The following is a 16,478-nucleotide window of genomic DNA, read 5'->3' as shown; positions in this document are numbered from 1 at the left end:
AACGGTCGAATTCCGTCGAAACGGGTTAGTCGCCGGTCGCGACGTCTTCGTCGTCGACGTCGACGGAAGTCGCCTCTTCCTCGGCGACTTCCTCGGGGTGGGCCTCGAGAGTGGCCTTCTGGATCTCGACGCGGCGAAGCGGGTAGATCGTCTTGGCCTCGCCGTAGATCGCCGAGGAGAGTCGACCCTCGACGACGCTGTCGATCAGTTCCTCGAAGGTTCGCTCGGCGGCGGCCTCTCGGACCATCTCGACCATCTCCTCGCGGATGGCCTTCTCCTGGCTCGCGTCGGCCTTCTTGGTCGTGAAGGCGACGGGCTGGATCTGGACGCGGTAGTCGTCCGTCGTGAGGACGGTGACGTAGGCCTCGATCTTGGAGGCGCCGCGTCGGACCAGCGAGCGGAGGTAGTCACGGGTCAGCGAGTGCTGCTTGAACTCCGTGTACGCCGTGTCGCTGCCGACGTCGTTGATCTTGAAGGTGAGCTTCGTGTTGTTCTCGCTTGCGGCACCCTTCAGGTCGCCGAGCGTCGTCTCGATGGTTCGGTCGTAGAGCTTTTCCGGTTCGTCAGCGGGGGTTTCACCGAGTTCTTCCCGGTCGAACTGCTCCGGGGCGAGGACGGTGTACCACCGCTTTTCCTGTTTCGCGCGTGAAACTGAGCGTTCACTCATTGTTGTTGGTATGGTCTTGGTCGGACGCAGGTCCCGCGTCCGTCGGTTGTCCGTGCTTTACGTTTCCGTCGGTCGCGTCCGCCGTGACGTCGATCGCCACGTCCAGGTTGATCACGTAATCGTCGACGGTCGAGTGGAGTCCGCTCGTGGTCTCCCGTTCGATGCGGGTGACGAGGGTTCCATCGTCTTCTACGGTCGTCTCCATCTCCGCGGTGTTGTCGGGCTCGAGCGCCCGCGCGAGGAGGTCCGGGTCGTCGTGGTCCGTCCGAATCGTCGCTCGTCTCATAGTACCTCCCTCGCCGCCGCGATGACGGTCGATTCCCCGAGGCCGTCGTACCGCAGGTACCCCCGCCGGGTGCCGACGTCGTACTCGACTGCGTCCTCGCCCGCGCTCTCGGCGCGGAGTTCGCGGGCGAGTCGCTCGAGCGTCGAACCGAGCGGCCCGTCCCCGCGGGTCACGAGCGCCGCCTCGCCGGAGCCGTCCGACTCCGCGATGGCGAAGACGGTCGGCTCCGGCGACCGGTAGTCCGCGGCGAGACGGGCGACGGCCTCGACGGGACCGTCGCCCTGGCCGATCCCGACGACGAACAGCCCGTCGTACCGTCCCGTCGACGCCCCTTCGAGCGCCTCGTGGGCCCGACGTCCGTACTCCCGCCAGGCCGACAGAGCCGGCTCGCGGGCGTCGTGGCCCAGCGCGAGCGCGACGCCGGTCCCCGGATCGCTCCGAGCCGTCGCCTCGAGGACGTCGGCGTAGCCGCCGACGGTGGCGAACGGCGCGTCGCCGGGGGTCGCGTAGGGCTTGAGCCCGCGGCGGACCGCGTCGGCTGCCGTCTCGGTCGCCCCCTCGTCGCCGACCGCGTCGAGGGCGACGACGGAGGCGATCCTCCGATGGTCGGCCGCCTCGAGGGCAGGGTCGGTTCCGGTTCCGTCGGCTTCGACCGCGACGCCGGCGTCGGCCAGCGCCCCGCGGACCGCGTCCGGGTCGCCGGACCACGGTCCGCGCAGGCGGGTCGAGTGGGCGATCCCGTCGGCCGGGTCGGCGGTCGGCACCGCGACGCCGGGCCGGCGGTCGACGAGGTCCCGTTTCCGGGCCGCCTCAAGGACCCACTCGCTTTCGCCCGCGCCGGGTTCGACGCCGGCCGCGACGAGGCCCGCGAGGGCCAGTACCGGATCCGGCGTCGCGCCGAGTTCGCGGACTCGGTCGACGGCCGCGAGGGTCGCGGGTCGGTCGGACTCGTCGAGTCGTGTCACGTCCCCGTCGACGGCGCCGACGACCAGCGTCAGGTCGTCACTGTCGTCGACGGCGTCTCGAGCGTCGGTCCGCCTCGCCCGCTTCGTCCGCTCCGAAACCGTCCTCCCGACCGTCACCTGGAACGGCGTCCCGCGGTCGGCGAGCGCCCGCGCGACGATGCCACTCGCGGCCAGCGCGTCGCCGTCGGCTCGCGTCACGAGCCGGACGAAGGCGGCGCTCTCGAGACCGGGTTCGGCGTTCGTCGCGTCGGTGGAACGACCCTCGGTTGCCATTTTGTTGTCGGTTCGGTTACGTGTTTTTGGGTCCGCGTGCGATCGTCGACGTCACGGCGTCACGACTTACTCGAGCAGTTCCTTGGCCTGCTCGTAGGAGTACGTAAAGTCCGGCTCGAGCTCGTCGCCGCGGTAGTAGTCGACGAGACGACGGACCTTCGACTCCGTGTTCTGCAGGGCGCGCTTGTTCTGGTAGTCCTGGGGGTTCTGCTGGACGTGCTCGCGCAGGCGCACGGCACGCTTCATCAGGTTCCGGAGGTCCTCGGGGAACTCGGGTTCGGCGTCGTGTTCCTCGAGAATCTCGGTGATCTTCTTCCCGGTCGCCAGCTTGACGTCCGGGATGGGCGTGCCCGTGACGCCTTCGTCACGCAGCTTGATCCCGATCTGGCTGGGATCGTGGCCCTGCTCCGCTAGTTCGACGACCCGTTCTTCGATCTGCTCGGGGTCGACGTCGCTCCACTCCGGGGGTTCGTCTGCCGCCGGCTTGTCCGAACCGGACGAGCCGCGACGGCGGGTATGCATTCGTGCCATTGTTCGAGGATAGGAACCGCACTGACCGCACGATAGCGCGCCAGTCGTGGGAATCGACCGACGACTGGCGGTGCACTTCCGCAATCCCAAGCCACCCAAGAGCGACGGGTGACGAGTCGGATTTGCGGCCGTGCGCTTCCCACCGGACGTATCGTGAGCACCGACTAAAGGGTTGCGTAACCGTTCCGCGTCGGGACCGGAACGAAACCCACCTCGGCGCGACTGCCGTGACAGATATTCCCGCACGGTGTCGGGTGAATTCGTGGGGTTTATACTCGAGTGCGTGAAAGTGGGAGTTGCGAACGCGGGCTCGTAGATCAGAGGTAGATCACTCCCTTGGCATGGGAGAGGCCCCGGGTTCAAATCCCGGCGAGTCCACTTCTTTTCCACTCGCTTTCCAGGGAGTTACTCCTATTTCGGCTGCACCAGACCTAAATAGCGTCGTCGGGGTTGTGTTCCGCCGCCATCCGCTGGGCTTCGTTCGCGTACTGTTCCCGTAACTCGGGATCGTTCACGGTTCCGAGGTTGGACGCATCCGCCTCGACCGCCGCGGTCGTCTCCCGGATATCCGATCCTGATGTGAGCGCACGTTCCTTCCGAAAGTACTGCTCCCCATCCGTAGTCGCGTACGTGAGGATGATCAGATTCTGCTCGTCGTCCGAGTAGGTGCGTTCGACCAACCAGACACGCGTACCGTCTGCGGTCTCCGAGGAAGTCATACGTGGATCTACGAGTGTGAGGGTGAAGTGTGTACCTCTCGAGCAACGACGAGTCCGTGGTCCCCCGGCTATGTTCTTGTTCCAGCGACACCGTAGCGACTACGGAAGCCGCGCCGCGCGAGTGGGGCAAGGTCCGCTCGACCCGCCGGTCGGGCAGTATCGAATCGTGCTGGCGGTCACAACAGCATCGAGACGACCGCGAGGACGAGAAACAGCATTACGAGCCACTTCGCGACGGCCATGGTAACACCTGCGACGCCCGTTGCTCCGAGCGCGGCAGCGACGATCGCGATCACGAAAAACAGCAGTGCAAGTCCGAGCATAGACGAACGAACGGTTCGGTCGGGGAAACGAATTCGGCCTTCGTACGCTGCCCTCCCGGCTGTCGAATCCGGCCAGAACGAGTCCGTGGGTGGTGGCCGTCTACGGACGGCCCATGGCCTCACATCGGACGACCAAATTCGATTCGGGAGAAAAAGGAAACCGTCGATAGACGAGCTGAAACCGATCGGCGGACCGTTACTCGTTCAGGTGTGAGCGATACCCCTTCGGTTCGAACCCTTTGCGACAGATGACCTGTTTACGCCCGACCGTGATCGCACTGATCTGGTCGTCGTCTTCCATGCGATCGACGACGGCCGCCAGGTGGTCCTCCGACCAGCCGGTTTCCTCGAGGACGGTCGAGCGGTCGACCCGACCGCCGCGCTTGACGAGTAGCCGGAGAACCTTGTCTTCGTCGGGGAGTTCGCGTTCGTCGACGCCGTACTCGATCTCTTCGGCGTAACTCAGCGTTTCGTCGTCGGCGGTTCGTTCGTCTGACGATTCTTCGGTTGTGGTCGTGCCGGACTCGTTCGTTGTCGGGTCCTCGTTAGAATCACCCGACCAGAGAGACGAGAGGCGAGCCCGGAGTGAACTCAGTACCATGTGTGATTGCCCTCCGTTGTCGTTGGTAGCGATGACGGTGTCAGTGTCGGTCTTGGCCTCGGTATCCGTATCGCCGTCGGCGCCGACGGCGCTATCGGTCCCGGTTCCCGATACCGGTATCCACGCCGGGTAGCGACGTGATACCGTACAGTTTCGGGGTCCCGTGTCGATACAGGGTGCCGTCGGACCGCGAACGCGTCGTTACTCTTCGTTTCTCCTTCATCCGTCTTATATTTGTGTCGTAAGAGAGGCTGTCCGAAACTGATTGGCACGCCGTCGGTGACGACGTCCTCGGCGAAGGGCAGTTGCCTTGCCGACTGCAAGCTTTCGGTAAGGGGGTTCGTGACCCCCCATCCGAGTCCGTTCGTATCGATACCGGTGTAGCGACATCGCCATCGGACTCGATGACGTTCGAACCTCAGTAACGGCTCGCGATTGCCCTTTCCCTTTCTTTTTCTCTTTCTCCTCCCGCGAGAGCGCGATACCCCGCTCACAGCCGTTCCCGGACTCGCCTGACGATTTCGTCGACGTCGAACTCGTCCTCGGTCTTGTCGAAGACGACCTCGTCGTCGACGCGAACGACGAACACGCCGTTGGCACCCGTCCTGAGCGTCACTGCCTCGAGTTGTTCCCCGAACGTCGACAGGAGCGCATGTTGTACGTCTTCCGCGCGCGGGAGGAACCCGCACGGGACGCAGTACTCGATCTCGACAGTCGCCATACGTGACTGTTCGCTATCGGGGTACAAATCACTCCGGGTTGCAAACGGATACTGAAAGAACGGACCTGTACCGACACGGGTATCGGGTCCGGGACGAAATCACCCGAAAGAGCGCGCCTCTCGGCTCCCGATTCTGCTCCCGATGGGGGCCCTGTTTCAGCCGTCAGTCTCGATCCCGCGCAACTCGTGGTACCCTTCGGCGAGTTCCTCGAGCAGTTCGTGGTGGTTCGTCGAGTGAGGGGCGGTCAACGGGGAGACGCTGATCCGGCCCTCGACGACGGCCCGACGGTCGGTGCCCTCGGGGTCGGGCAGCGTTTCGGGATCCATCGATTCCCAGACGCGGTCGTACATGTGGATGCGGTCGCCCTCGCGTTCGGCGTCCATCTCGTAGCGCTTCGAGGGACGCGTGATCTCGACGGGTGCCGGCTCCCCGTCGGCCAGCGGCACGTTGACGTTGAGGTAGGCAGCGTGATCGAAGACGCCGGCCTCGAGTGCGGTCTCGGCCAGGTAGCTGGTCACGCGGGTCGCCTCGGCGTAGTCTTCGGGCCCGAGGTCGACCTCGCTGAGCGGCGTGCCGTCGACGGGAACGTACATCGAGGTCGCGATCGCGGGCACGTCGAAGAAGGCTGCCTCGACGGCTGCGCTGATCGTTCCCGAGCGGCCGAGGACGTACTCGCCGAGGTTCGCGCCCTTGTTGCAACCGGCGACGACGAGGTCGGGGACCGTCTCAGGGGTGAGCGCGGACAGCCCCGCGACGACGCAGTCGGCCGGGGTCCCGTCGAGCGCGTACCCGAGGTCGTGTTCGTAGACGTCGACCTCGTGGGAGATCGAGCGTCCGCAGGCGCTCTGGTCGTTCGCGGGAGCGACGACGGTGACGTCCGCGAACGCCGAGAGCGCGTCGTACACGGCCCGTATCCCCGTACTGTCGATCCCGTCGTCGTTCGTCAACAGGATCTCGAGGTCGGCTGCGTCGGCATCGCCCATACCCTCGAGTTGGTCCCCGGTGCGAAAAGATCACCGCTTCCAGTGGGCGGACGCGTCGAGAAGCGCTGACGTGGGTCCGGACGGGGTTCCTGTCGGACGGAGTTTCTGCCGGACGGGGTTCCTGTCGGACGGGGTTCCTGTCGGACGGGGTTCCTGTCGGACGGGGTTCCTGTCGGACGGGGTTCCTGTCGGACGGGGTTTCTGCCGGACGGGGTTTCTGCCGGACGGGGTTTCTGCCGGACGGGGTTTCTGCCGGACGGGGTTTCTGCTGGCCGAGGCCGCCACTCACCCGATCCGGTCGACGATCGTCTCCTCGTCGACGACAAGGTTGTACGCTCCTTCGTCGTCGTTCCACAGCGCGAGCACCTGCTCGAACGAACAGAGTTCGCCGTAGTCGGCCTCGAGCAGCGGCCGGTTGAGCGCCGTTTCTTTGGTCACCACGGCGTAGTGGTCGACGTCCTCGCTGCCGTCGCTGATCTTGAACAGGGGGTTCGGGCCGGAACGGCCCCGGCCGTTCCCGTCCTCGCTCAACGAGCGGCTGAGTTTCGCCCCGACGACGTCGATCCGGTTCGGGACGTGGCGGTCCATTTCGGCCATCTTCGCCCAGTCTCCAGTGTCGAGTTCGACGTCGATCCGCCGCCGGCCATCCAGGCGCAACAGCGAGTAGGAGAACTGGACGTCGACGTTGACGAACTCGCCCGGTTCGTGGTCGGGGTCGTCCTCCGACGCGGCGTCCTCGAGTTTGCGCTGGAAGGCCGGGACCTCGAGGTCGGGGCGGGTGTCGAACGTCCAGCCGCGGTCGGCCGGCCGCTCGCCGGGCCAGAGGCGGACGGCGGGGCCGTAGACGGTTACGGTCCCGGTTCCGCCGTCCTCGTCGGCGTCAGGTCGCACCTGCTGGTCCTCGAGCCGTCGCTCTACGTCCCGGAGCTGGATGCTCGTGTTCTTGTCGGCGGGTGCCATCGCCAGCATGGTGCCGTCGGGCGCGAGCGCCCGGAGGTACTTCCGGGCGACCGCCGCAGGGTCCTCGAGTTCGCTCAGCACGTTACAGGCGAGCACGAGGTCGAACCCGTCGTCTGGTGCGGTGGGGTCGAACCGCTCTTCTCCGTCCCCGTCTGCGCCGAGCGTCGCCGGGTCGAACGCCTCGGCGGTCGTCCGGTGGACCGTCGTGTGGACGTTTCGACCCGTCTCCGGGAGCAGGTCCTCGAGGACGTCCGCGGCCGCGCTGGGTTCGATCGCGTGGTACTCGAGCAGGGCGTCGTCGGGCAGGTAGTCCGCCAGCCCGAGCGCGGGACCGCCGACACCCGCGCCGACGTCGAGCACGCGCAGGCTACGGTCGAGCAGCCCTCGCTCGGCCAGGTCGTCCAGCGCGTACTGGACGGCGGCGTAGTAGCCCGGCAGGTGATAGATCGCGTAGCCGGCCGCGACGTCGTCGTCGTACTCGACGCGTCGGCCCTCGAGGTAGCGTTCCTTGAACCGGCGGACCGTCGACCGCAGGAGGTCGCCGGAGGCGTCGGCGTGCCAGTTCGCGCCGTAGCGCTCGACGAGCAGATCCTCGAGCGCCCGCGAGTAGTCGGCCGGGAACGCCTCGACCGGTCCCCGGTTCGGCGACACGGGGTCGTCCTCGACGGGGACGAACGTGCCGTCCTCGCGCTCGATCAACTCCAGGCCGGGTTCGGGGGCGAGTTCCCGGAGGTGCTGGCGGACGACGGCGGGATGCGGGTTGCCCTCGACGTACTCGCAGATCTCCTCGGGGTCGATCGGTCTGACGTTTCGCAGGTACTTCGCGTTGGACCGGACGGCCTCGCGCTGGTCGCTCATTCGCTGTCACCTCCGTGGGGGTCGGTGTCGTCGGCATCGGCCTCGAGGCCAGGGTCCTCGTTCCATCGACCCGCGGCCTCGCGGTACAGGTCCTCGAAGGCCGCGCCGTCGGCCGACGCGATCTCGGCCGCGGCCTCGGCGACGTCGTCCGCGCCGTCGAACGCGTCCTGGATGTCGGCGTACACCCGCGGGGAGCCCTCGGTCATCCGCTTGGCGAGGGTCTCCAGCCGATCGTAGATCGGCGTCCCGAACCCGTCGGGCACCGCCGCCGGATCGGCCGAAAGCGCGAACGCGAGGACGGCCGCATGGGTCGTCGCCTGTACGGTCTCCATCGCCTCGTCGTGTTCGACCGCCGTCGTCTCGACGAGGTCGTTTCCGCGTGCCTCGAGGTCCGCGAGCAGCCCCCGCGTGGCCGGCCCGTCGTCGTCCCTGACGACGGCGATCGACCCGGGGGCGCGCTCGGGGGCGAAGAGGGGGTGGAGGCTCACCCGCTCGCGGTCGGGCGCGTGGTTCCGCATCGCCTCGAGCGGGGGTTCCATCGCGCCGGAGACGTCGACGACGGCCCGTTCGGCCCGCCCGGCGTGGTCGGCGATCGCGTCCCCGACGTGGGCCATCGGCACCGCGAGACAGACGACGTCGTAGCGGTCCTCGCCCTCGAGGTCGGTAACGTCGGCGTTCTCGACGCGGTCTGCCGCCGCGGCCGCGGCGTCGGGATCGACGTCGGCGAACGCGACGGGGGCGTCGATCGCAGCCCCGAACCACGTTCCCATCGATCCCGCGCCGACGATCAGTACGTCCATCGGTCGCTCATACCGGCCGCCGTCGCAAAAGCCGTTCGATCGCTGGGCTCGAGTGAACGGACTATTCGACCCGTTCGAGCACGACACCTTCCTCGAACCGTCCACGTTCGCGAGCCTTCTCCGCACGGAGTTCCTCGAGCCGCTCCGCCGAGATTCCCTTCTGATCGCGGATGGCGTAGACGACCTCCAGGACGTCGGCCAGTTCCTCGATGTCTCCGCTCTCCTCGAACTCCGCGACTTCCTCGTCCAGCTTCTCGCGGAGCCGGCGTTCGTACTCCTCCTCGGCCGCAGTGTGTATGACCGGCGTCTCCCCGTTCCGCTCGATGATCTCGGGGATCGAGTCCCGGACGAGTTTGTCGTATTCTCGAGCCATACGTCTCGGCGTCGAACGCCGTGGACTTGTGGCTGGCGCTGTCGAGTCCCCGAATCCGACACGACTGCACGAAGTCCGTGCGATCAGATTCGAATCAGTTTCAGTATCTCTCTTAGCCATCCGTCTGGTTCCGTCGATCCGACAGACAGTATCCGGCTATCTCGAACGAACACTCGCTGAAGGCGTGGGAACGCTTGATATGTTGTCAGGGACCTCGATAGACCGAACAGATCTAGCCAAAGCGGATCGGCGAACCCGGACTCGAGTCGCCACGCCCGGCCCACACAAGTAGTACGTGACTACTTGAGAGGGCGGCCCCCAGGAACGAGCATGGAACGGGAACGGATCGGAGTCGTGGGCGCGGGGGCGGCCGCCGCGGCCGCGACGTACGTGATCTCGGAGACGGTCGACGACGCGACGGTGACAGTACTCGAGAAGTCCGGCGGCCTCTGTGGCCGGGCCGCGACGCGCCGTCGCGACGGTATCGTCTACGACTACGGGGCCAACTACGTCAAATCGGACGACCAGCGGGTGACGGACCTGCTCACCGAAACGCTCGAGACCGAGGGCCTCGTGGAGATCGAGGAACCGATCTGGACGTTCGACCGCGACGGCGAGGTCTCCCCGGGGCGAGAGAGCGACGAGCACAAGTGGACCTACCGCCGCGGGCTGACCCAGATCGCCAAACGGCTGTTCGCCCGGACGGACGCGGACGTCCACCGACGCACCCGCGTCGAGCGTATCAGCCGGGACTGCGGCGTCTGGCGCCTCGAGGACGCGGACGGCGAGATCTGGGGGCCGTTCGATCGGCTCCTGCTCAACCCGCCTGCCCCCCAGACGGCCGACCTGGTGCGTTCCGCCGGCTGGGAGGCCGACGATCTCCGGGAGACGCTCGTCGACGCGATCGAGGCCGTCCCCTACCGGGCGGTCTGGACCGGCGTCTTCCACTACCCGTTCGAACTCGAGGCCCCCTACTACGCGCTGATCAACACCGACAAAGAACACGAGGTGGGCTGGATCGCCCGCGAGGAGTGCAAACCCGGCCACGTCCCGGACGGCGAGTCGCTGCTGGTCGTCCAGGCGGGCCACGAGTGGTCCCGCGAGCGATACGACGAGCCGCCCGAGCGGAACCTCGCGGAACTGGCCGACGCCGCGGCCGACCTGCTCGAGGACGATCGGCTGACGGAACCGGACTGGACGGACCACCAGGGCTGGCGGTACGCGCTCCCGGAGGGCAGCGCGACGACCGGACCGCTCCGGAGCGCCGAGCGGGAGGGGCTGTACTGTCTGGGGGACTGGGTCACGGGCGAGGGCCGGATCCACGCCGCCCTGCGGAGCGGACTCGAGGTCGCCGAGCGGATCGCACTCGAGTCCTAAAAACGCGGCCGCTACTCCACCGTCGGCTCGAGACCGACCCGGTAGTCGGTCAGGTTTTCGTACCCATCCTCGGTGACGACCACCAGGTCCTCGATGCGGACCCCGCCGACCTCGGGGTCGTAGATGCCGGGTTCGATCGAGATCACGTGCCCGGCCTCGAGTTCGCCGCCCGAGGGGGAGACGCTGGGCTGTTCGTGGACGTCCAGTCCGACGCCGTGGCCCGTGCTGTGGATGAAGCCCGTCTCGGCGTCGGGGTCGCTGCGCAGCGTGTCGTAGCCGGCCCCCTCGATCACGTCACAGGCCGCGTCGTGAACCTCGGCGCCCGTGGCGCCGGCCTCGACGGCCTCGAGGGCGGCCTCGTAGGCGTCGCGGGTGACCTCGTACCGCCGCCGGGCTTCCACGTCGGGGTCCCCGCGGGCGAACGTGCGAGTCATGTCGGCGTGGTATCCCGTTTCCTTGTTCCGCGGGAAGATGTCGATCACGATCAGTTCCTCGGCCTCGAGCGGGCCGCTCCCGCGGTTGTGCGGGTCCGCGCCGTCTGCCCCGCAGGCGACGATGGTGTCGTCGAGCCCGCAGCCGTGCCGGAGCAGCGTGACCTCGATCTCCTCTGTGACGCGCTCGCTGGTGAGTGGGTCGCCGTCGACGAGGAGCGTCCCGTCGTCGGCCACGTCGGCCTGCGCGATCAGTTCCTCGGCGCGAGCCATCGCGGCCTCGTTGGCCCGCTGGCTCTCGCGGATCGCCTCGAGTTCCCCCTCGTTTTTCGTCGCCCGGATCTCCTCGACGATGCCCTCGGGTTCGACCGTCACCTCGATCCCTCGGTCGCGGAGGCCGTCCGCGGTCCCCGTCGGGAAGTTCCGTGGAACGGCGAGCGAATCGACCCCGTGGTCCTCGAGGAACGCGGCGAGCGTGCGGCTCTTGGCTTCGTGACTCCCGTGCTCGACGACGAGCTCCTGGTAGTCGTACTCCGAGAGCCGGGTCACCGAATCGGCGTCGGCCTCGGCGGTCGCGCGGCCGTACTCGAGGCCCGACACGAGCAGGTGGACGCCGTCTTGGGTCACTAGCGTCTGAAACGGATCCGGCGCGGTGAAACCGGAGACGTACCGCTGGTCGGAGTCGGACGAGTCGTCGTCGATGCAGTAGCCGTCCAGGCCCTCCGCCGCGAGGTACTCCCGCAGCGGTGAGAGATCGACATCTACGTTCACGATCCGAACTGGGGATGGCGAGTACAAAATTGCGCGGGTCCCGGAACGGTTCCTGTGGCGGATTCGGGAGAGCGAAAAGGAAGCCGGTCGGCGCTCGAAGCGTTATTTCTCGCGAGGTACGGGAGGAGCCTCCGGAAGGGACCACGTCCGGCTCGCAGCCCCAGGATACTGCTTCCCGACTGCGACCGCTCCGGACGACAGGAGAAGCGGCGTGTAGCCGGAACCGACCGCTCCGGCGAACCCGGTAAACGTGATCGGTCCTCCGAACCGTCCGAGAAACGTCGTGCTGGTCCGGAGGCTAAACGGTCCAGCACGGTACTCTTCCGTGAGTTCCTCGCTCAGCGAAACGCCTCGAGCCGGTCCTGTGGCACTGTGCTGGCGTCCGAGCGGGCGTTTGTGGTCATCGCAGTGTGATCGGTGGGCTATCGGTTCGGTTCGACGTTGTGGTTCAGCCGGAAGACGTTCTCCGGGTCCCACTTCGTCTTGACCTCGACCATTCTGTCGTAGTTCTCGCGGTAGGCGGCCTGCTGGTCGCCCACTTCCTCGGGGACGAAATTGGCGTAGACGCCGCCGGTCGCGTGGGGCGCCATCGCCTCGTGCATGTCGCGTGCCCAGGCGATACACTCCTCGTCCTGTTCGGGGTCCTCCCAGCGGGTGTGGAGGTTCATCACGAACTCCGCGTCCCGGTGGGGGTAGGCGGTCGCCTCGACCGGCACCTCGTTGACTGCCCCGCCGAGCTGTGCGCAGGCGATCTCGGTTTCCTCGGACGGGATCGTCCTTCCGTACTCGACGAACGTCTCGATCATTCCGTCGGTGATCTGCTCGAAGTTGTGCGATTTCCAGTAGTTGCGTGCCCCCTCACTTCCCAGGGCGTCGAACGCCTGCTGCCAGCCGGCGTAGGGGTGGGGACCGACCGCGTCGGCGATGGGGTCGCCGATGTCACGCCACGGCTGGAGCACGTCCTCGCCGTCGGTCATCTCGCCGGCGTAGAACGCCGCGAGGATGATGACCTTCTCCCCGTGCCACTCCTCGGGGATGAACGGCATCGGCGGCGCGTGCCGGATGACGAACCAGACCGCCGCGTCCTTCGGAGCATCGGCCGCTAACTCGCGGTGTTCTTTCAGGACCGTCTCGGTGTCCTCGAACGGGTGGACGATCGGGCCCGACAGCACCTCCGGTCCGACTTCGTGGAGGGCGAACTCGAAGGACGTGACGATCCCGAAGTTGCCGCCACCGCCGCGGACTCCCCAGAAGAGGTCCTCGTTTTCCTCTTCGCTCGCGTGCACGAGTTCCCCCTCCGCGGTGACGACGTCGGCCGAGACGAGGTTGTCGACGGTCGTCCCGTACTTCCGCGAGAGCCAGCCCCAGCCACCGCCGAGCGTCAGCCCGGCGACGCCGGTCGTCGAGTTGTAGCCGACTGGGGTCGCGAGTCCGAACGCCTGCGTCTCGTGGTCGAGTTCGTTGAGCACGACGCCGGGTTCGACCCGGGCAGTCTTCGCATCGGGGTCGACGCGAACCGAGTTCATCTTCGAGAGGTCGACCATAAGACAGCCGTCGGCGACTGCGCGACCGGCGATGTTGTGGCCGCCCGCCTTCACCGAGATAGGGAGGTCGTTATCTACCGCGAACTCGACTGCACTGACGACGTCGGCGGTACCGGTACACCGGACGATCATCTCGAGACGCCTGTCGATCATGGCGTTCCAGACCGTCCGTACCTCGTCGTACTCCTCGTCTCCCGACCGGAGGAGGTCGCCACGCAGCGCTTCCTCGAATTCGGCTACCGTTCTACTGTCTACCCTCGGCGTATCCAATGACATCGTGTGTTCTCCGGATCAATTCTCTCTCGACTCACCGAGAACGATCGACCACTATGTCAGTTATTACCACACATTCGGATACAAACGTTGCCTTCGATACCGTCGACGGAATCCGAACTCCGATGATGCGATATCGAATCCGGATTTGCCCGATCTCCTGGATCGACCTTCGATACCGAACGATTCCTCACGTCCCTCCTCGGGCGCCGACCGAAAAGACTGCTCGGACCGTTTCGTATCCATTCTCAGGGGTACCGACTCAACCGGCCCCTCTCTCGAAGGCAGGATCTCGTCGAATGCGGATTCCCTGGTCGCTCGAGTTAGTCGGCCCGTCGAGCGAACCATCTGCCGAGTCCCGGTCGGAGTCCGAGCCGCTCGACCGAGCGGTATTGTCCGGGCCGTGACGGGAGTGGGTCGTGCGATCGAGACGATTCTTCGGAGTCGGCCGTCGAATACGCGCTCTGTATGAGCACGGCGTTTCTGTCACGTGCTGAGGATTTCAACGAACCCAAAATCACTCGATCTACTCCGGGGGCGACTCGGAGAACACGACCTGTTCCACGGTGATAGCGAGCCCGCGCCGCATCCGTTGGGAGAGCGCGGTGTCGCTGATCCCCATCTCTTCGGCGAGTTCGGCGAGCGTGACGTCCCTCGGAACCTCGAAGAACCCTCGCCGATAGGCCGTTGCAAGCGCATCCCGCTGTTCGTGCGAGAGCGTCGACGTCTCCTCCGGCGGGGACGGATTGTAGAGATGACGCAACGTGATCGGAACCCCGTCGTCGGTGAGTGCCTGATTGAACGCGGAGAGCTGTGCGTGATCACCGAACCGAATCCGGAAGTCCCACGTCTCGGCGGTCCCCGTTGCCTCGAGAATCTTCCCTCCGGTGTCGATCAGAGCCTCGACGATGCCGTCGGTCTGCTCGCTCCACTGGACCTCGAACAACGTCTTATCGTCGGTCGTCGTGAGCCGTGTGACGCTTTTCGTCTCCGCGTTCTCCGCCAGCGTGTCCTCGACCTCTCCCGGTTCCGTGCCGGACACCCAGAAGAGCGGGATGATAGTCTCTCGCAACGGCACGATCCGTTCCAGTTCGACCTCGACGCCCCGAAAGTCCTGTAGGACACGTCCTAACTCGAAGGCGTCGGCGGGAACGGTAATGTCGGCGATTACGGGCATTATGAGTATCTGTGAGGGAGAGGCCCCGGGTTCGGGCGACTCCCGTGTGTGGGAGTTCTACGGGACTGAGGGACAAAATAGTGGGCCGTCAGTAGAATCCTCGTTCGAACGGGAGGGAATCGGATCTCGAACGACCGGCCGTCACATACTTTCGTCGGGATAGTCCGGCACCGCTATAGCTCGAGGACTGCCGACTTGGATCACTCGCCGGCGTGTCGCCCGTGCGTGTACGCAGTCCCCAACCCGTCACGGGTAGAGTTTCGCCTGGGGCGCCCACGAGCGCGGTGTCATCCGGACAGCGACCGCGGCGCCGAACCCGCGCTCGTCGCCATCGGGCTCGAGGGTCGCCCGTTTGTGCCAATCGTCCTCCGGCCGCTCGAAGAGGTACGCCGTTCCCGTCCCATCGGCTGCGAAATCGCGGCACGGCGACCCGACGAGGGCGACGTCGCTTTCGGGGACTCCGGCGCGGCGACCCCCTCATCGTGTGGAATCCCTAAACTTATCAACTATAGACATAACCGGACCAGTATGCGACGCCGCCAGTTCCTCGCCGCGGGCACGGTTGGACTCGCCGGCTGTGTCGCGGTCCCCGACGCCGACGACTCTCCCTCCGAAGCCCCCTCGAGCGAGGAACTCCTCCGGGAGGCGATCGAGACGCGGGTCGGCCTGCGCAGCCTCGAGGCACGACGAACGATGACGATGGAGACGCCGGCCGAGACCGGCGAGCGGACGGACCGCATCGTCCAGGAACCCCCCGGAAAGCAACGGCTCGAGGTGCTGTCCTCCGACGATCCCGATACCCCGCCGGGAACGGTCTCGGTCAGGAGCCTGTCGACGACCTGGGAGTACTACCCGGACGAGGGGATGGTGGCCAAACGCCATCACCCCAACCGGGTCGTCGCCGACCGGACGCGGCTGGTGCTCGAGGACCTGCTCGAGGGGTACGATCTGGAGTACGTGGGTGGGACGGGCGACGGCGACGACGAGGGCCAGAGTGAGGACGACGCCCTCGACACCGTCGACGGCCGCCCCGCCCACCGCATCGACGCGACCCCCGCGACCGCCGAAATCGAGCGGTCGATCGACCTGCTCGTCGGCGAGACGATCTACCGGATCCCGCTCGAGGAGACGCCGGTCGAGGACCTCGAGGACGTGACCGTCTCGCGGGCGATCTGGATCGACGACGAGCACCGCTACCCGGTCAAGGAGTGTAACGCGGTCCGGAACGCCGACGGCGAGGTCCTCCACCGGGTGACCGTCACCTACGAGGACCTCGCGATCGACGCGGGCCTCGAGCCCGGAACGTTCGCGTACGAGCCGCCGGCAGACGCCGAGGTCGTCGAGATCGGCACCGAGCCGGAAGGCGTCTTCGACTCGGTCGCGGCAGCCGAGGCGGCCACACCGTACGACCTCCCCGATCCCGACGTCCCCGACCCGTACGCGCTGGACCGCGTGACGGTCGTGGACAAGGGCGAGGAGTTCGGCACGACGACGACGCTGTGGTACGTCGACCCCGAACGCACCGAACGGGACCTGTTCCTCGCGGTCCGGGAGCAGCGGCGGTTCGACGCGGACGTCCTCGAGGAGACGGATCTCGAGTTCGAGGGCAACCCGGTCTACCGGCGCGACGGACGCATCGAGAGCCTCTTCTGGGACTGCGGCGACCTGAACTACGAGCTTTCGATCCCCGCGGGTCCCGAGACGGAGGAGGACTCGCTGTCCGAAATCGCGCCGTCGGTCGGCTGCTCGTAGGACTGGCCGCCCTCGCGTACCCCGCTCCGACTCGAAGGCCATCGCCGACTGCCGCGTACTGGGCCGTGTCCGCCCGGAACGGATCGATGCGG

General features: G+C 66.6%; 17 protein-coding genes and 1 tRNA gene. 3 read left to right on the top strand and 15 right to left on the bottom strand.

Annotation, left to right across the window (positions count from 1 at the left end; genetic code table 11):
- Nucleotides 1–25 precede the first annotated feature (25 nt).
- From BM113_RS06825 to BM113_RS06810, 4 genes are all read right to left on the bottom strand, one after another.
- On the bottom strand, nt 26–667 hold the full coding sequence (locus BM113_RS06825; RefSeq protein ID WP_089786535.1) for a 30S ribosomal protein S3ae: 642 nt from the start codon (nt 665–667) through the stop codon (nt 26–28).
- On the bottom strand, nt 660–953 hold the full coding sequence (locus tag BM113_RS06820; RefSeq protein ID WP_089786533.1) for a KEOPS complex subunit Pcc1: 294 nt from the start codon (nt 951–953) through the stop codon (nt 660–662). The genes BM113_RS06825 and BM113_RS06820 overlap by 8 nt, the downstream gene beginning before the upstream one ends.
- Nucleotides 950–2,191 carry an exonuclease gene (locus BM113_RS06815; RefSeq protein WP_089786531.1) on the bottom strand — a complete coding sequence of 414 codons (1,242 nt, stop codon included), beginning with the start codon at nt 2,189–2,191 and terminating at the stop codon, nt 950–952. The genes BM113_RS06820 and BM113_RS06815 overlap by 4 nt, the downstream gene beginning before the upstream one ends.
- Before the next feature lie 66 nt (nt 2,192–2,257).
- A complete protein-coding gene (locus BM113_RS06810) occupies nt 2,258–2,722 on the bottom strand; it encodes a 30S ribosomal protein S15 (protein WP_010546847.1) in 465 nt (154 codons plus the stop codon).
- Between the two features lie 306 nt (nt 2,723–3,028).
- On the opposite strand from BM113_RS06810, the gene BM113_RS06805 reads away from it, so the two are divergent.
- Nucleotides 3,029–3,100 (top strand) — tRNA-Ala (locus tag BM113_RS06805).
- Between the two features lie 53 nt (nt 3,101–3,153).
- On the opposite strand, the gene BM113_RS06800 is transcribed toward BM113_RS06805, so the two are convergent.
- The 8 genes from BM113_RS06800 to BM113_RS06765 all read right to left on the bottom strand — a co-directional run bounded on the left by BM113_RS06800 (nt 3,154) and on the right by BM113_RS06765 (nt 9,061).
- Complete coding sequence (locus tag BM113_RS06800; RefSeq protein ID WP_089786529.1) at nt 3,154–3,441, bottom strand: DUF7967 family protein; 288 nt, start codon at nt 3,439–3,441, stop codon at nt 3,154–3,156.
- A gap of 176 nt (nt 3,442–3,617) precedes the next feature.
- A complete protein-coding gene (locus BM113_RS06795) occupies nt 3,618–3,764 on the bottom strand; it encodes a DUF1328 domain-containing protein (protein WP_089786527.1) in 147 nt (48 codons plus the stop codon).
- Between the two features lie 196 nt (nt 3,765–3,960).
- On the bottom strand, nt 3,961–4,365 hold the full coding sequence (locus BM113_RS06790) for a helix-turn-helix transcriptional regulator (protein WP_089786525.1): 405 nt from the start codon (nt 4,363–4,365) through the stop codon (nt 3,961–3,963).
- Between the two features lie 490 nt (nt 4,366–4,855).
- On the bottom strand, nt 4,856–5,086 hold the full coding sequence (locus BM113_RS06785; RefSeq protein ID WP_089786524.1) for an Rdx family protein: 231 nt from the start codon (nt 5,084–5,086) through the stop codon (nt 4,856–4,858).
- 156 nt (nt 5,087–5,242) lie between these two features.
- Nucleotides 5,243–6,070 carry a 5'/3'-nucleotidase SurE gene (gene surE, locus BM113_RS06780; RefSeq protein ID WP_089786521.1) on the bottom strand — a complete coding sequence of 276 codons (828 nt, stop codon included), beginning with the start codon at nt 6,068–6,070 and terminating at the stop codon, nt 5,243–5,245.
- 285 nt (nt 6,071–6,355) lie between these two features.
- Nucleotides 6,356–7,888 (bottom strand): small ribosomal subunit Rsm22 family protein, encoded by a 1,533-nt coding sequence (locus tag BM113_RS06775; protein ID WP_089786519.1) that lies wholly within the window; start codon nt 7,886–7,888, stop codon nt 6,356–6,358.
- Entirely contained in the window at nt 7,885–8,688 is an 804-nt protein-coding gene (locus BM113_RS06770; protein ID WP_089786517.1) for a prephenate dehydrogenase/arogenate dehydrogenase family protein, read from the bottom strand. Before BM113_RS06770 ends, BM113_RS06775 begins: the two co-directional genes overlap by 4 nt.
- Before the next feature lie 61 nt (nt 8,689–8,749).
- Nucleotides 8,750–9,061, bottom strand: a complete 312-nt coding sequence (locus tag BM113_RS06765; RefSeq protein ID WP_089786515.1) for a nucleoside triphosphate pyrophosphohydrolase — start codon at nt 9,059–9,061, stop codon at nt 8,750–8,752.
- Between the two features lie 330 nt (nt 9,062–9,391).
- Between BM113_RS06765 and BM113_RS06760 the strand changes: the two genes are divergently transcribed.
- Nucleotides 9,392–10,438, top strand: a complete 1,047-nt coding sequence (locus tag BM113_RS06760) for an NAD(P)/FAD-dependent oxidoreductase (RefSeq protein WP_089786513.1) — start codon at nt 9,392–9,394, stop codon at nt 10,436–10,438.
- Nucleotides 10,439–10,449: 11 nt separating this feature from the next.
- Here the strand turns inward: BM113_RS06760 and BM113_RS06755 are convergent, their stop codons facing one another.
- From BM113_RS06755 to BM113_RS06745, 3 genes are all read right to left on the bottom strand, one after another.
- Nucleotides 10,450–11,640 (bottom strand): M24 family metallopeptidase, encoded by a 1,191-nt coding sequence (locus BM113_RS06755; RefSeq protein ID WP_089786512.1) that lies wholly within the window; start codon nt 11,638–11,640, stop codon nt 10,450–10,452.
- Nucleotides 11,641–12,062: 422 nt separating this feature from the next.
- Nucleotides 12,063–13,460, bottom strand: coding sequence for an FAD-binding oxidoreductase (locus tag BM113_RS06750; protein WP_089786510.1), 1,398 nt, complete (start codon nt 13,458–13,460; stop codon nt 12,063–12,065).
- A gap of 523 nt (nt 13,461–13,983) precedes the next feature.
- The gene (locus BM113_RS06745; RefSeq protein ID WP_089786508.1) at nt 13,984–14,634 is read right to left on the bottom strand and encodes a helix-turn-helix domain-containing protein; all 651 of its coding nucleotides are present in this window, start codon (nt 14,632–14,634) and stop codon (nt 13,984–13,986) included.
- Between the two features lie 528 nt (nt 14,635–15,162).
- Between BM113_RS06745 and BM113_RS06740 the strand changes: the two genes are divergently transcribed.
- Nucleotides 15,163–16,386 (top strand): LolA family protein, encoded by a 1,224-nt coding sequence (locus BM113_RS06740; RefSeq protein WP_089786506.1) that lies wholly within the window; start codon nt 15,163–15,165, stop codon nt 16,384–16,386.
- Nucleotides 16,387–16,478 lie beyond the last annotated feature (92 nt).

Origin of the sequence: Natronobacterium haloterrestre (assembly GCF_900112205.1) — an archaeon.
Classification (GTDB): domain Archaea; phylum Halobacteriota; class Halobacteria; order Halobacteriales; family Natrialbaceae; genus Natronobacterium; species Natronobacterium haloterrestre.
The sequence above is the reverse complement of the archived record's forward strand: the minus strand, read 5'-3'. Positions and strand labels throughout refer to the sequence as shown.

Coding starts and splice junctions, on each gene's coding strand:
- BM113_RS06815 (WP_089786531.1), bottom strand. CDS start 2,191: ATGGCAACCGAGGGTCGTTCCACCGACGCGACGAACGCCGAACCCGGT.
- BM113_RS06825 (WP_089786535.1), bottom strand. CDS start 667: ATGAGTGAACGCTCAGTTTCACGCGCGAAACAGGAAAAGCGGTGGTAC.
- BM113_RS06790 (WP_089786525.1), bottom strand. CDS start 4,365: ATGGTACTGAGTTCACTCCGGGCTCGCCTCTCGTCTCTCTGGTCGGGT.
- BM113_RS06800 (WP_089786529.1), bottom strand. CDS start 3,441: ATGACTTCCTCGGAGACCGCAGACGGTACGCGTGTCTGGTTGGTCGAA.
- BM113_RS06745 (WP_089786508.1), bottom strand. CDS start 14,634: ATGCCCGTAATCGCCGACATTACCGTTCCCGCCGACGCCTTCGAGTTA.
- BM113_RS06820 (WP_089786533.1), bottom strand. CDS start 953: ATGAGACGAGCGACGATTCGGACGGACCACGACGACCCGGACCTCCTC.
- BM113_RS06740 (WP_089786506.1), top strand. CDS start 15,163: ATGCGACGCCGCCAGTTCCTCGCCGCGGGCACGGTTGGACTCGCCGGC.
- surE (WP_089786521.1), bottom strand. CDS start 6,070: ATGGGCGATGCCGACGCAGCCGACCTCGAGATCCTGTTGACGAACGAC.
- BM113_RS06770 (WP_089786517.1), bottom strand. CDS start 8,688: ATGGACGTACTGATCGTCGGCGCGGGATCGATGGGAACGTGGTTCGGG.
- BM113_RS06760 (WP_089786513.1), top strand. CDS start 9,392: ATGGAACGGGAACGGATCGGAGTCGTGGGCGCGGGGGCGGCCGCCGCG.
- BM113_RS06750 (WP_089786510.1), bottom strand. CDS start 13,460: ATGTCATTGGATACGCCGAGGGTAGACAGTAGAACGGTAGCCGAATTC.
- BM113_RS06810 (WP_010546847.1), bottom strand. CDS start 2,722: ATGGCACGAATGCATACCCGCCGTCGCGGCTCGTCCGGTTCGGACAAG.
- BM113_RS06795 (WP_089786527.1), bottom strand. CDS start 3,764: ATGCTCGGACTTGCACTGCTGTTTTTCGTGATCGCGATCGTCGCTGCC.
- BM113_RS06785 (WP_089786524.1), bottom strand. CDS start 5,086: ATGGCGACTGTCGAGATCGAGTACTGCGTCCCGTGCGGGTTCCTCCCG.
- BM113_RS06765 (WP_089786515.1), bottom strand. CDS start 9,061: ATGGCTCGAGAATACGACAAACTCGTCCGGGACTCGATCCCCGAGATC.
- BM113_RS06775 (WP_089786519.1), bottom strand. CDS start 7,888: ATGAGCGACCAGCGCGAGGCCGTCCGGTCCAACGCGAAGTACCTGCGA.